The sequence below is a fragment of the Vibrio cortegadensis genome (assembly GCF_024347395.1).
Lineage (GTDB): Bacteria > Pseudomonadota > Gammaproteobacteria > Enterobacterales > Vibrionaceae > Vibrio > Vibrio cortegadensis.
The window spans coordinates 3,087,013-3,102,027 of sequence record NZ_AP025472.1; the positions used below are offsets into that span (position 1 = coordinate 3,087,013).

General features: G+C 45.1%; 13 protein-coding genes. 5 read left to right on the plus strand and 8 right to left on the minus strand.

The features are described 5' to 3' along the window. Positions 1-6 precede the first annotated feature (6 nt). The 3 genes from OCV39_RS14370 to ilvA all read left to right on the plus strand — a co-directional run bounded on the left by OCV39_RS14370 (position 7) and on the right by ilvA (position 4,424). Positions 7-945 (plus strand): branched-chain amino acid transaminase, encoded by a 939-nt coding sequence (locus tag OCV39_RS14370; protein ID WP_029203289.1) that lies wholly within the window; start codon positions 7-9, stop codon positions 943-945. 61 nt (positions 946-1,006) lie between these two features. Continuing rightward, positions 1,007-2,863, plus strand: coding sequence for a dihydroxy-acid dehydratase (gene ilvD / locus OCV39_RS14375; RefSeq protein ID WP_261888671.1), 1,857 nt, complete (start codon positions 1,007-1,009; stop codon positions 2,861-2,863). A gap of 31 nt (positions 2,864-2,894) precedes the next feature. Next, a complete protein-coding gene (ilvA, locus tag OCV39_RS14380) occupies positions 2,895-4,424 on the plus strand; it encodes a threonine ammonia-lyase, biosynthetic (protein WP_261888672.1) in 1,530 nt (509 codons plus the stop codon). Between the two features lie 107 nt (positions 4,425-4,531). Here the strand turns inward: ilvA and punR are convergent, their stop codons facing one another. After that, positions 4,532-5,455: a DNA-binding transcriptional activator PunR gene (gene punR / locus OCV39_RS14385; protein WP_017054334.1), complete on the minus strand. Its 924-nt coding sequence runs from the start codon at positions 5,453-5,455 to the stop codon at positions 4,532-4,534. Positions 5,456-5,602: 147 nt separating this feature from the next. Here punR and punC point away from each other — a divergent pair, with 147 nt between their 5' ends. Further along, complete coding sequence (gene punC, locus OCV39_RS14390; protein ID WP_017054333.1) at positions 5,603-6,805, plus strand: purine nucleoside transporter PunC; 1,203 nt, start codon at positions 5,603-5,605, stop codon at positions 6,803-6,805. A gap of 82 nt (positions 6,806-6,887) precedes the next feature. Here the strand turns inward: punC and OCV39_RS14395 are convergent, their stop codons facing one another. Next, entirely contained in the window at positions 6,888-7,661 is a 774-nt protein-coding gene (locus tag OCV39_RS14395; RefSeq protein WP_017054332.1) for a transporter substrate-binding domain-containing protein, read from the minus strand. Positions 7,662-7,754: 93 nt separating this feature from the next. Between OCV39_RS14395 and OCV39_RS14400 the strand changes: the two genes are divergently transcribed. Further along, entirely contained in the window at positions 7,755-8,498 is a 744-nt protein-coding gene (locus OCV39_RS14400) for an amino acid ABC transporter permease (RefSeq protein ID WP_029203545.1), read from the plus strand. 97 nt (positions 8,499-8,595) lie between these two features. On the opposite strand, the gene glmU is transcribed toward OCV39_RS14400, so the two are convergent. The 6 genes from glmU to atpH all read right to left on the minus strand — a co-directional run bounded on the left by glmU (position 8,596) and on the right by atpH (position 15,003). Then, complete coding sequence (gene glmU, locus OCV39_RS14405; protein ID WP_171757121.1) at positions 8,596-9,960, minus strand: bifunctional UDP-N-acetylglucosamine diphosphorylase/glucosamine-1-phosphate N-acetyltransferase GlmU; 1,365 nt, start codon at positions 9,958-9,960, stop codon at positions 8,596-8,598. Positions 9,961-10,108: 148 nt separating this feature from the next. Further along, a complete protein-coding gene (locus tag OCV39_RS14410; RefSeq protein WP_017054329.1) occupies positions 10,109-10,531 on the minus strand; it encodes a F0F1 ATP synthase subunit epsilon in 423 nt (140 codons plus the stop codon). 18 nt (positions 10,532-10,549) lie between these two features. Then, a complete protein-coding gene (gene atpD / locus OCV39_RS14415; protein ID WP_113798194.1) occupies positions 10,550-11,953 on the minus strand; it encodes a F0F1 ATP synthase subunit beta in 1,404 nt (467 codons plus the stop codon). A 52-nt stretch (positions 11,954-12,005) separates the two neighbouring features. Continuing rightward, a complete protein-coding gene (atpG, locus tag OCV39_RS14420) occupies positions 12,006-12,872 on the minus strand; it encodes a F0F1 ATP synthase subunit gamma (protein ID WP_113798196.1) in 867 nt (288 codons plus the stop codon). 42 nt (positions 12,873-12,914) lie between these two features. Then, on the minus strand, positions 12,915-14,456 hold the full coding sequence (gene atpA, locus OCV39_RS14425) for a F0F1 ATP synthase subunit alpha (protein ID WP_113798198.1): 1,542 nt from the start codon (positions 14,454-14,456) through the stop codon (positions 12,915-12,917). Positions 14,457-14,469: 13 nt separating this feature from the next. Next, positions 14,470-15,003 carry a F0F1 ATP synthase subunit delta gene (gene atpH / locus OCV39_RS14430; RefSeq protein WP_113798200.1) on the minus strand — a complete coding sequence of 178 codons (534 nt, stop codon included), beginning with the start codon at positions 15,001-15,003 and terminating at the stop codon, positions 14,470-14,472. Positions 15,004-15,015 lie beyond the last annotated feature (12 nt).

Below are 15,015 nucleotides of genomic sequence, written 5' to 3' on the forward strand. Positions count from 1 at the left end.
ATCAAAATGACTGCAAAAACAGCCGACTACATTTGGTTTAACGGTGAAATGGTTCCTTGGGCAGAGGCAAATGTTCATGTTCTTACTCATGCGATGCACTACGGTACTTCCGTTTTTGAAGGCGTTCGTTGCTATAACACGCCAAAAGGCCCAGTGATTTTCCGTCACCCTGAACATGCCAAACGTCTTAAAAATTCAGCCAAGATTTACCGCTTTCCGATCCCTTACACTGAAGAAGAGATCATGGAGGCAACACGCGAAACTCTCCGTCAAAACAAACTGCAATCCGCTTACATTCGCCCACTAGGCTTTGTTGGCAATGTAGGGCTTGGCGTCTGTCCACCAGAAAATACTGAGATGGATTTAATTATCGCGGCCTTCCCTTGGGGTTCGTACTTGGGCGAAGAAGCGCTTGAAAATGGCGTTGATGCGATGATCTCAAGTTGGAATCGCGCGGCACCTAATACCATCCCAACCGCAGCAAAAGCCGGCGGTAACTACTTATCATCCCTTCTTGTTGGTGGGGAAGCTCGCCGCAATGGTTACGCTGAAGGTATCGCACTCAGTGTCGATGGTTACCTATCTGAAGGGGCTGGCGAAAATATCTTTGTGATTCGTGATGGTATTCTCTCTACACCACCAGCGACCAGTGCCATTTTGCCAGGGATCACTCGTGATTCAATCATGGTGCTTGCCAAAGAAATGGGTTACGAAATTCGCGAAGAAAACATTGCCCGCGAAGCGTTATACCTTGCTGATGAAATTTTCATGACAGGCACCGCGGCTGAAATCGTACCGGTTCGTACCGTCGATAAAATAACGATCGGAGAAGGCAAGCGAGGCCCGATAACACAACAAGTTCAAGCGGCTTACTTTGGGCTGTTCAACGGCAAAACAGAAGATAAATGGGGCTGGCTAGACTACGTTTACCCACAAGACGTTTAACCATAGAAAGTGCCACCCCAAATAACGCTTAATTAGCAAAATATTGAATAAGGAAATACAAATGCCAACGGCTCCTAAGAATAAATATCGCAGTGCTACCACCACTCACGGACGTAACATGGCTGGTGCTCGTGCCTTATGGCGCGCAACTGGTGTAAAAGAAGAAGATTTCGGTAAACCGATTATTGCCGTCGTCAACTCTTTCACTCAATTTGTACCTGGCCACGTTCATCTTAAAGACATGGGTCAACTGGTGGCGGGTGAAATTGAGAAAGCAGGCGGCATAGCCAAAGAGTTCAACACCATCGCGGTCGACGATGGCATCGCAATGGGTCATGGAGGTATGTTGTACTCACTACCATCACGTGAGTTGATTGCTGATTCAGTCGAGTACATGGTCAACGCACACTGCGCCGATGCGATGGTTTGTATCTCTAACTGTGACAAAATTACTCCGGGAATGATGATGGCCGCCATGCGCCTTAATATCCCAGTGATCTTTGTATCAGGCGGCCCGATGGAAGCGGGTAAGACCAAGCTTTCCGATCAGATCATCAAACTCGACCTTGTCGATGCCATGATCCAAGGTGCCGATCCAACGATTTCGGATGAACAGAGTGAGCAAGTGGAACGATCTGCGTGCCCAACTTGTGGCTCATGTTCAGGTATGTTTACCGCTAACTCAATGAACTGTTTAACCGAAGCGCTAGGGTTATCTCAACCGGGCAATGGTTCAATGCTCGCCACTCATGCAGACCGTGAGCAGTTGTTTATCAATGCGGGTAAACGCGTGGTTGAATTAACTAAGCGCTATTACGAACAAGGTGATGACTCCGCTCTGCCACGTAACATTGCCAATAAAGCTGCGTTTGAAAATGCTATGGCACTTGATATTGCGATGGGCGGATCGAGTAATACTGTGCTTCACCTAATCGCCTCAGCTCAAGAGGGGGATATTGACTTTGATATGGAAGATATCGACGCAATGTCTCGCCGTGTTCCACATTTATGTAAAGTTGCCCCTTCTACACCGAAGTACCACATGGAAGATGTACACCGTGCTGGTGGCGTAATGGCGATTCTGGGTGAGCTAGATCGTGCAGGTCTATTAAATGGTGAAACCAATACCGTATTGGGTTTAACCATGAAAGAGCAATTAGCTCAATACGATATCATGCAGACTGAAGATGAAGCGGTACTTAAGTTTTTCCGCGCGGGCCCAGCAGGCATTCGCACCACGAAAGCTTTCTCACAAGATTGCCGCTGGGATCGATTAGACGATGATCGTGAGAATGGCTGTATTCGCACCAAAGAGAACGCTTTTAGCCAAGAAGGTGGGCTTGCGGTACTATCTGGCAACATCGCGGTTGATGGCTGTATTGTCAAAACCGCAGGCGTTGATGAAGAAAACCTTAAATTCCAAGGCCCAGCGGTCGTATTTGAGAGCCAAGATACTGCGGTTGACGGTATTTTAGGTGGCCAAGTTAAAGCTGGTGATGTTGTGGTGATCCGCTACGAAGGACCAAAAGGTGGCCCAGGAATGCAAGAAATGCTCTACCCAACCACCTATCTAAAATCGATGGGGCTAGGTAAAGCGTGTGCATTATTAACCGACGGTCGATTCTCAGGCGGAACATCCGGCCTCTCAATTGGCCACGTATCCCCTGAAGCGGCAAGTGGCGGAACCATTGGTTTGGTTCAACAGGGCGATATCATCACCATTGATATCCCAAGCCGCTCGATAACATTAGACGTTGCTGAAACTGAATTGGCCGCTCGTCGCAGCGCTCAAGATCAACAAGGCTGGAAACCAGTTAACCGCCAACGTGAAGTTTCGTTTGCTTTGAAAGCGTATGCCAGCATGGCAACCAGTGCCGATAAAGGCGCGGTTCGTGATAAGTCGAAATTGGACGATTAGTTCGGCCACAGAGAAAAGGATTACTGTTCTTATGACGACAACTCAACAAACTGGCGCAGACTATCTGCGTCAGATCTTACGTGCTCCCGTCTATGAAGTAGCAACGGTCACCCCATTGCAAGCGATGCCGCGCTTATCTGAGCGTATGGGCAACCAGATTCAGCTCAAACGTGAAGATCGCCAACCGGTGCACTCCTTCAAACTTCGTGGTGCCTATAACATGGTTTCCAGTTTGTCTGAAGAGCAAAAACAGGCGGGAGTCATTGCAGCATCAGCAGGCAACCACGCACAAGGCATGGCGCTATCAGGAACTAAATTGGCTATCCAAACCACCATTGTGATGCCCAAAACAACGCCCGATATCAAGGTAGAAGCGGTACGTGGATTTGGTGGTAAGGTCATTTTACACGGCAGCAATTTTGATGAAGCCAAAGCAGAAGCAGAACGTTTATCCGCTGAGTATGGCTATACGTTTGTTCCTCCGTTTGATCACCCATTAGTGATCGCAGGGCAAGGCACGATTGGCATGGAAATGCTGCAGCAAAATGGTCATTTAGATTATATTTTTGTTCCTGTTGGCGGCGGTGGTTTAGCAGCAGGTGTTGCGGTATTAATCAAACAGTTGATGCCGGAAATCAAGATCATTGCAGTTGAACCTGAAGATTCTGCCTGCCTAAAAGCCGCCTTAGATGCCGGAGAACCTGTCGTTCTTGATCAGGTCAGCATGTTTGCCGATGGTGTTGCGGTGAAACGTATTGGTGAAGAGACTTTCCGACTTTGCCAGCAATATATCGATGGCCATATTACGGTTTCCAGCGATGAAATCTGTGCTGCCGTTAAAGATATTTTTGAAGATACTCGCGCCATTGCGGAACCTTCCGGTGCGCTGGCACTGGCTGGATTAAAAAAATACGCAGAAGCCAATCAACTCAAAGATAAACAACTTGGCACGGTTTTATCGGGTGCTAACACCAACTTCCACGGTTTGCGCTATGTTTCCGAACGTTGTGAACTCGGTGAAAAACGCGAAGGGTTACTCGCGGTGACTATCCCTGAACGCCAAGGTGCATTCTTAGAGTTCTGCAATATTATTGGTGGTCGTGCGGTTACTGAGTTTAACTATCGTTATAACGATGATCGCTTAGCGAATATCTTTGTTGGCGTCCGTTTGCAAGGCGGTCAAGATGAGCTTCTCAGCATTATTGATGATTTGCGTGAAGGTGGCTATCCCGTCGCCGATCTTTCTGATGATGAGATGGCAAAACTCCATGTTCGCTACATGATAGGCGGAAAACCCTCAAAGCAACTCAAAGAGCGATTATACAGCTTCGAATTTCCGGAATATCCGGGGGCGCTACTTAAGTTCCTCAGCACTCTAGGAACGCATTGGAATATAAGCCTGTTTAATTACCGAAATCACGGAGCTGATTATGGGCGAGTTCTTTGTGGTTTTGAGCTTGATGAGCAAGATTTAGCTCAGTTTTCGACGCATTTACGCGAACTTGGCTACCAGTGCAAAGATGAAAGTGATAACCCATCGTATAAGTTTTTTCTTTCATAAAATAGAGTGTTAAGAAGGTCATTTCTTCTTAAAAACGGTCGTTAGATAAACAAGCGAGATACTCATATCTCGCTTGTTTTATTTGTGCAGCTGATGCTTGTTTTTTATTACCCGATATCACCTAATCGACGCTCATCCAACCAATCATGATACAACTGTTCACTCGACCCTAAATAGTCCACCATCCATTTAATCAGCTTGTGGTTATCGTCTTTTCGCCAAACTAAACAACACTGACTCAATGGTTTATCATCAGGCATGACTTTTTCAACCAACTGACCATCGGCGATCAATGGCGCGGCGATATGGCGCGGCATATAACCCACACCAACCCCATTCTTCAAACACTCAATCGCACTATACCAATTAGGCAATAGCAGGCGTCTTTGCTGCGGATAATGCCCAGTATGACGCTTGGGTAGCACACTGGATGTATCATCTAAACATATGGCAGGAAACTGGCTAACGAACGATTCTGTCAGGTTTTGTTCTTTCACACATGGATGACTTGGTGACATCACTAGAGCCCAATCCAAGAGACCCATCTCTTTTACCTCAAAATCGCCGCCCACTGGAATAGCAGAGGTCGCACCAATAACAATATCCGCCCTGCCTTGTGCGATCGCTTCCCAAGAGCCATTAAAAACCTCCATATTGATCTGCAGTTCAGCAAACTCAAATGTCTGGTAAAAATCTTCAATCATGGGTTTCATTTTATCGAGCTTAACCACGTTATCTAGGGTTAACTTTAGCGTTTTCTGCCAGCCATGAGCCGCTCGTTTGGTTTGCGCTTTTACTTCTGACATCTGCCTAAGTAGCACGCGAGCTTCTTCAATAAACAACTCACCAGCCGGTGTTAACTCGACCTTTCTTGGTAATCGCCGAAACAAGATGACATCCAAATCTTGCTCAACCTGTCTAACTCCATAACTGATCGCGGAAGGAACTTTATGCAACACCTCAGCAGCGGCGGTAAAGCTACCGAGTCGAGCCACCGTATCGAGCATTTCTAATGATGATTTAGAGAACATAAGCCTTCAAATTTTTTGATTGATAACCACTAATTTTAACGTTTTATTTTATCTAGGTCGACGGAATAGAATGAAAGCGTAAATAAACAAGGGCTGGCGCCAACCTAAACAGTTCATAAACAAACAAATATTTTGAATGGAAATCGTATGAAAATCTCCAAGTTACAACTCATCTACTTAGCTGCGCTTTCGATGTTAGGTTTTATAGCCACAGATATGTATCTCCCTGCGTTTAAAATTATGGAGACAGACTTCGCCACAGGCCCAGAACAAATCGCTCTTTCTCTCACCGTATTTCTTGCGGGTATGGCGATAGGGCAACTGCTATGGGGCTTAGCTTCTGATAAATTTGGCCATAGAAACACCTTGGTTGTCGGCCTAGGCGTGTTCACTCTCGCTTCATTTGGTTTAGCCTTTAGCACTGAAGTTTGGCAACTATTAAGCTTGCGCTTCATTCAAGCGATCGGCGTATGTGCACCTGCGGTTATTTGGCAGGCGATGGTCATAAAACGTTATCCAGCAAGTGGTAGCCAACAAATTTTTGCGACAATTATGCCCTTAGTCGCGCTATCACCAGCCCTAGCACCTCAGTTAGGTGTGTTACTTGCGGACAACTTTGGCTGGCACAGTATTTTTATCACATTAACGCTAATGGGTGTCATGCTGGTATTAGCAACCATGAGCCAACCTCAAGAGAAGGTTGAAAGTAAGCAAAGCTCAATCAAAACAGATATCAAAGCGTTACTGCACTCTAAAACCTATGTGGGCAATGTCATGATGTTTGCAATGGCGTCCGCTGCATTCTTCGCTTACTTAACGGGGATGCCTGAAATCATGAGCCAACTAGGCTATGAACCAAAAGACATCGGTTTAAGCTTTATCCCGCAAACCATCGCTTTTATGGTCGGTGGTTACATGGGCAAAGTTGGTGTGAAAAAATTTGGTGATGAAAAAGTTCTGAAGCAATTAATTGGTCTTTTCAGTGTCGCGACTCTGCTTATTTTCATCGCATCTCAGTGGACGCTATCATCCATTTGGCCAATTTTAGCCCCCTTCTGCTTAATTGCGGTAGCAAATGGTGCGTTATACCCAATCGTCGTAAACCGCGCACTATCTAGCGCAAAAAACAGCCCAGCAACCGCTGCGGGCCTACAAAATAGCCTGCAAATCTGTGTCAGTGGTTTTGCAAGCGCACTTGTAGCGGTCTTCGCAAGCCAAGCTCAGATGGTGACTGGTATTGCGATAATCATTTGCCTAGGCGGTTTATGGGTAGGTTATATCGTGTCGAACAGAGAGCTATCTAAACACTTCAGAGCACCAGACAACGCTCGAGTGGTCAGCGACGAATAATTAAAAATTGATTAATAGACAACTCGGTTAGCTAGAAAACAAAAAAGCCGCGAAATTCGCGGCTTTTTTATATGAGACATCACTATAAACTTTTCAAGCCCCACTTTTCAGCGGTCGCTTTGAAAAAACCTTGCGTCTTTTTCAGCTCAACCCAGTGGTTCACATAATTGATCCACACTTGGTCATCTTGAGGAAGTAACATCGAAATGGGTGTTGGTCGACGCGGATCTTCGACAGGTACAATCGCTAACTGTTTAAACTTCTCCACCAGCGTCGCGGCTTCAACATTGGACGTCACTGATACATCAGCACGGCGAGCCAGTAATTCCTGAAAATCACGAGCAGGCGCTTCTATAACAATGTGTTTTGCTTCAGGGAAAAACTCTTTAACCATCTTCTCTTGCACAGTACCCAATGTTGCCGCAACTTTGATGTTCGAATCATTAAAGTCCTCCCAACTGGAAAATTTAGTCAGGTCTTTTTTCTGTACAACTGGAACAAAAGCTAAATAAAAATAAGGCTGACTATAACCCGCCACCTTAGCACGCGACATATTCAGCGACGCACTTCCGGTAATGTCATATTTATTCGCGGTAATGCCATTAACTAAGGTTTTCCAATCGGTTGCGATATATTCAACCTTTACTCCAAGATCTTTCGCCAATTCCGTCGTGACATCAATATCAAAACCGCGATAACTATTGGTTGCTGGATCTTTCATGGTCATCGGGTTCCAGTCTCCCGTGGTTCCCACTCGCATTACGCCAGTGTCTAAAATCTCTTTTAAACGGCTATCCGCCGAAACTTGTCCAACCGCGAGCAAACACATTCCTAGTGCTATAATGAATCTCTTCATTGTCTATTCCTTAATATTATTAACTTTTTTTCTCATAGTCTTGATAACATAGCAGTAACATCGAAATTTTATTAGTTAGGATAGTAACTTATTGTGAATTACCGACACTTTTTCTTCCTTTTTACTCCCTTACTTATCACTGGTTGCTCTAGTTATGAGTGGGGATGGTATGTGCTTGATCCTTCCACCGAGCAAGGTCGGACAAACATCGGTTTTCTCTTAGGTGGTTTTGAAGATACGATAGCAGTATCCCTCCTGAGTATGCTCTTTGCTATGTCGATTGGACTAATGATCGCACTACCCGCTCTTTCAGATAAGAAATGGCTCAATCTAATCAACCGTGTTTATGTAGAGACGATCCGCTCTATTCCGGTTCTGGTGCTTTTATTGTGGGTTTATTACGGTATGCCGACACTGATGGATATCTCACTCAACCACTTTTGGGCTGGGGTGATCGCATTAACCATCGCAGAAAGTGCCTTTATGGCCGAAGTATTTCGTGGTGGCATTCAAGCGATTCATAAAGGCCAGCACGAGGCCGCAGAATCACTTGGATTGAATTATTGGCAGAAGATGCGCTTTATTATTCTTCCTCAAGCATTAAGACAAATTCTGCCACCGCTAGGTAATCAATTTGTCTACATTCTCAAAATGTCTTCGCTGGTGAGTGTAATCGGCTTAAGTGATTTAACTCGACGAGCTAACGAGCTGGTGGTTAATGAGTACTTACCTCTAGAGATATACACATTCTTGGTACTTGAATATTTAGTGCTTATCCTAGTGGTTTCACAAGGAGTAAGAATGTTGGAAAAACGAATTGCGGTACCGAGCCACTAATCAGTCATAAGTGGGTAATTGATTCACACGATTTGAACATAAGACACAAAAAGTAAAAAAGCCGCAAACAGTGCGGCTTTTTCGTTTAACTCTTGAATTACTTCTTAATTTTCGCAGGTCTCTGCCAGTTTGCGATTTTACGCTCTTTCGCTCTGCTAATAACCAATTCGCTTTCCGCGACATCTCTGGTAACAGTCGAACCAGCACCAATCGTTGCACCGTCTGCAATAGTGATAGGAGCAATTAATTGGCTATCTGAACCAACAAAAACATCATCACCAATAATGGTTTTAAATTTATTAGCACCATCATAATTACAAGTGATTGCACCAGCACCAACATTCACACGTTGGCCAATTTCAGCATCACCCAAGTACGTTAGGTGATTAGCTTTAGAACCTTCGCCTAAACACGTATTTTTCACTTCCACAAAGTTACCTACATGCGAGTTATTACGCATATCGGCACCAGGGCGTAAGCGAGTAAATGGACCCACAGTACAGTCTTCACCAACAGTTGCACCTTCAATGACACTGTATGGACGAACGATAGTGTTATCATCAATCTCGCAGTCTTTTAGTACACAGCCAGCGCCAATTTTGACATTATCACCAAGGGTAACAGCACCTTCGATAATCACATTCACATCGATCTCGACATCCATACCATATTGAATTGAACCACGTAGGTCAAAACGAGCAGGATCGCGTAGCATAACGCCTTGCTCTAATAAGTACTGAGCTTGCATTTGCTGATAGGCACGCTCTAATCGAGCTAACTGAGCACGGTCATTCACCCCTTCCACTTCGATAGGGTTAGCAGGGTGAACCGCTTCAACCGCACGTCCTTCATTATGCGCAGCTGCGATAACATCAGTAAGGTAGTATTCACCTTGTGCGTTTTGGTTATTTAAGCCAGATAACCAACGCTTCAGATCACCACCGGTTGCTACCATGACACCAGTGTTGATCTCTTTAATCAATTTTTGTTCGTCAGTCGCATCTTTCTGCTCAACGATCGCCACAACAGGACCATTTTTACGCACAATACGGCCATAGCCCATTGGGTTATCAAGCACAACAGTAAGCAGTGCGATACCGCCAGTAGGCTGTGCTTCCAGTAAGTTTTCAATGGTCTCAGAAGAGATCAATGGAACATCCCCATAAAGCACTAAGATCTTTTCATCATCTTCAAACTTTGGCGAAGCTTGATCAACCGCATGACCCGTTCCTAACTGATCCGCTTGAAGGATCCAGTTAACAGGTTCTTCTGCTAGTACACTCTTCATTTGATCACCACCGTGACCATATACAAGGTGAATGTTATGCGCCCCAAGATCGCTGCAAGTATCAATCACATGCTTAACCATTGGTTTACCCGCTAACGTGTGAAGTACCTTTGGCATATTGGAGTACATACGGGTGCCTTTACCCGCAGCCAGGATAACTGAGCTAAATTTCATGTTCTAACCTATGACGTTTTTTTAATGCGGCTATTTTAGCCGGAATTCACTGAGCTGTTAAATCTGTATTACAAATTATTGATATCAAATAAGCAAAAAGGCGACCAATTGGCCGCCTTTGTCTCAACGTTGCTACTTAATTGCTTAATTAACGACGTTTCTTCGTCAGTTCGATAACTCGTAACTGAGCAATGGCTTTAGCGAGTTCGCTTGCCGCTTGTGCGAAGTCCATGTCGCCATGCTGATTCTGGATATGTTCCTCAGCTTTGCGCTTGGCTTCTTCCGCCTTAGCTGCGTCTAGTTCTTCACCACGGATTGCCGTATCAGCCAGTACAGTCGCTGTACCCGGTTGAACTTCAATCATACCACCAGAAACATAAATAATTTCTTCGTGGCCGTGCTGTTTCACGATACGCACCATGCCAGGCTTAATAGCGGTCAGCAGCGGGGTGTGACCATGGAAAATACCAAGTTCACCTTCGCTTCCGGTCACCTGAAATGTTTCAACACGACCTGAGAAAAGTTTTTTCTCTGCGCTTACTACATCTAGATGAAAGGTTATTGCTGCCATATCGCCTCCTATTTAGCCTTATAGCTTCTTGGCATTCTCAATAGCTTCGTCAATAGTACCGCAGTACATGAACGCTTGCTCTGGAATGTCATCGTATTCACCAGCTAGTAGACCTTTAAAGCCACGTAGAGTCTCTTTAAGAGCTACGTAAACACCTGGGTCACCTGTAAATACTTCCGCTACGTGGTAAGGCTGAGTAAGGAACTTCTCAATCTTACGAGCACGAGATACAACTTGCTTATCTGTTTCAGATAGCTCGTCCATACCTAGGATAGCGATGATATCTTTCAGCTCTTTATAGCGCTGAAGTGTTGTTTGAACACCTTGAGCGATATCATAGTGCTCTTGACCAACTACTAGAGGATCAAGCATACGAGATGTTGAATCTAGCGGGTCAATCGCAGGGTATAAACCCATTGCTGCGATGTTACGGTTAAGTACAACCGTTGCATCCAAGTGAGCAAACGTTGTTGCTGGAGATGGATCCGTTAAGTCATCCGCAGGTACGTATACCGCCTGAACAGAAGTAATAGAACCCTGTCTAGTCGATGTAATACGTTCCTGAAGAACACCCATTTCTTCAGCTAGTGTTGGCTGGTAACCTACCGCAGATGGCATACGACCTAGTAGAGCCGAAACCTCAGTACCTGCAAGTGTGTAACGGTAGATGTTATCAATGAACAGTAGTACGTCACGACCTTCGTCACGGAAACGTTCTGCCATTGTAAGACCAGTCAAGGCAACACGTAAACGGTTTCCTGGTGGCTCGTTCATCTGACCGTAAACCATTGCTACTTTTGATTCTTCAGGTTTTTCGATGTTAACAACACCTGCTTCCTGCATCTCAAAGTAGAAATCGTTACCTTCACGTGTACGCTCACCTACACCCGCAAATACGGATAAGCCTGAGTGTTGTAGTGCGATGTTGTTGATAAGTTCCATCATGTTAACGGTCTTACCTACACCCGCACCACCGAATAGACCGATTTTACCACCCTTAGCGAATGGGCAAATCAAGTCGATTACTTTAACACCAGTCTCTAGAAGCGCTGTCTCGTTAGACTGCTCTTCGTAGCTTGGAGCTTCACGGTGAATTGCATAATGCTCTTCAGCACCAATGTCGCCACACTCATCAATCGCATCACCAAGTACATTCATGATACGGCCAAGAGTTTTAGTGCCCACTGGAACTGTAATTGGAGCGCCAGTATTTACTACTGTCAAACCACGACGTAAACCATCAGAGCTACCCATTACGATTGCGCGAATCACGCCACCGCCAAGTTGTTGCTGAACTTCAAGAACTAGACGTTCTTTAGCATCAGTAACATTCAGAGCATCGTATACACGTGGTACTTCGCCCTGTGGGAACTCTACGTCGACTACCGCACCGATGATCTGTACGATCTTACCTGTAGCCATCGTTAATCCTCTAAACTAATTAGTTTTACCTAAGCTTTAAACCGAATAAGCGTTAAACCGCAGCGGCACCAGAAACAATTTCAGATAGTTCTTGTGTAATCGCCGATTGACGGGCTTTGTTATACACAAGTTCTAAATCATCAATAATGTCACCAGCGTTATCAGTTGCTGCTTTCATTGCAATCATTCGAGCCGCTTGCTCTGAAGCAAGGTTCTCTACCACACCTTGGTATACTTGAGATTCGACATAGCGAACCAACAATGTATCAAGTAATGGTTTTGGCTCGGGCTCATAAATATAATCCCAAGAATGATCGCGCTTAACTGCTTCGCTGTCTGATTTCGGCAAAGGTAGTAATTGATCGATCGTTGGTTCTTGAACCATAGTGTTTTCAAATTTGTTAAACACTAGGTATAGACGATCTAATTCGCCTTCATCATATTTCTTCAGCATTACGCCAACAGAACCGATTAGGTCTTCAAGGCTTGGGCTATCACCTAAACCTGAAACCTGCGCAGCTACTTTAGCGCCACTGTTATTGAAAAATGCTGTTGCTTTTGAACCAACAACGGCCAGTTCAATTTCAGCACCTTTCTCAGACCAAGCTTGCATGTCATTCATAGCTTTTTTGAACAAGTTAATGTTCAAGCCACCACACAAACCACGGTCAGTAGAAATAATGATATAACCAACACGCTTGGCTTCACGCTCATCTAAGTACGGATGTCTGTACTCAAGACTTGCATTAGCCAAATGACCGATCACCTTACGCATTGTTTCAGCATACGGACGAGAAGCTTCCATCGCATCTTGCGAGCGACGCATTTTTGAAGCTGCTACCATTTCCATTGCTTTCGTGATCTTTTGAGTGCTTTTAACACTCCCGATCTTATTACGAATCTCTTTTGCGCCGGCCATCGTTACTCTCCGTTAGTGGGTGACCCGAAGGCCACCAACCAATTACCAGGTCTGGGTTGCTTTGAAATCATCAGCAAGCTTTTTCAGCTTAGCTTCGATGTCGCTATTATAAGCACCCGTAGCGTTGATCTCTGTTGCGAAATCAGCGTATTGACCATGAGCGTACGACAGTAGTGATGCTTCAAAATCTAGAACTTTATTCAGTTCTACATCGTTCAAGTAACCACGTTCCGCCGCGAAGATAACTAGGGCTTGATCAAATACAGACATTGGAGCGTACTGCTTCTGCTTCATTAGTTCTGTAACTTTTTGACCATGGTCTAGCTGCTTCTTAGTCGCATCATCAAGATCAGACGAGAACTGTGCGAATGCCGCAAGTTCACGGTATTGAGCTAGTGCAGTACGGATACCGCCAGATAGCTTCTTGATGATTTTCGTTTGCGCTGAACCACCTACACGAGAAACTGAGATACCTGGGTCAACAGCAGGACGAACACCCGCGTTGAATAGCTCAGTTTGTAGGAAGATCTGACCATCAGTAATCGAGATTACGTTAGTCGGTACGAATGCAGATACGTCACCAGCTTGCGTTTCAATGATAGGAAGAGCAGTTAAAGAACCAGTCTTACCTTTCACTTCACCGTTAGTGAAATTTTCTACGTATACTTCGCTTACACGAGCTGCACGCTCTAGAAGACGAGAGTGAAGATAGAAAACATCACCAGGGAACGCTTCACGACCCGGTGGACGTTTTAGTAGTAGAGAGATCTGACGATACGCTACCGCTTGCTTAGATAGATCATCATAAATGATCAATGCATCTTCGCCACGGTCACGGAAGTATTCACCCATCGCACAACCTGAATACGGTGCAAGATATTGCAGCGCAGCAGATTCAGAAGCAGAAGCAACAACAACAACGGTATTCGCCAATGCGCCGTGCTCTTCTAATTTGCGAACTACGTTGGCAATAGTCGATGCTTTCTGACCGATTGCTACGTAGATTGAGAAAATACCAGAATCTTTCTGGTTAATGATTGCATCGATCGCCATCGCTGTTTTACCAGTTTGACGGTCACCGATGATTAGCTCACGCTGACCACGGCCGATTGGAATCATTGAGTCAACTGACTTGTAGCCAGTTTGTACTGGTTGATCTACCGATTTACGGTCGATTACACCAGGTGCGATAACTTCTACAGGCGAAGACAATTTTGCTTCGATTGGACCTTTACCATCAATTGGCTCACCCAGTGTGTTTACAACACGACCAAGCATTTCAGGACCAACTGGTACTTCAAGAATACGACCAGTACCTGTAACTTTCATGCCTTCTTGTAAGTCAGCATATGGACCCATAACAACCGCACCAACCGAGTCACGCTCAAGGTTAAGTGCGAGTGCATAGCGCCCACTTGGTAGTTCAATCATTTCACCTTGCATCACGTCCGCTAGGCCGTGAATACGGATGATACCGTCACTTACCGATATGATTGTACCTTCATTGCGAGCTTCACTAACAACGTTGAAAGATTCAATACGTTGTTTGATTAGATCGCTTATTTCAGTGGAATTAAGTTGCATGCTCCAATCCCCATTAAGACTGCAAGGCATCGCTCAGGCGGTTCAAACGACCACGCGCTGAGTTATCGATGACTAGGTCTCCGGCTCGAATAATAACCCCACCAAGTAGGGTCTCATCTACACTGCAATTCAGCTGAACTTTGCGTTCAAGACGCTGCTCAAGTTTGCTGCTGATATCTGTGCGTTGTTCTTCAGAAAGTTCTACGGCTGAAAGTACTTCAACGTCGATCTCCTTCTCATGCTCTTGTTTAAGCACGAGGAACTCTTCACAAACTTCAGGCATGGCCTTTAGTCGGCCATTTTCAGCCATTACCTTAATTAGGTTTTGACCAAATTCATCAAACTGTTCGCCGCAAATTGCGATAAATATTTCAGACAGTTGCTCAGCAGATACAGATCCACTTAGCAAATCAGCAATACTATCGTTTTTTGCTACTTCGGCAGCAAAGGCTAGCATTTGACCCCATTGGTCTAGCTCACCTTTCTCAACCGCAAAATCAAACGCTGCTTTAGCATAGGGGCGTGCGATTGTAGTCAAATCAGACATATCCTGCCCCTC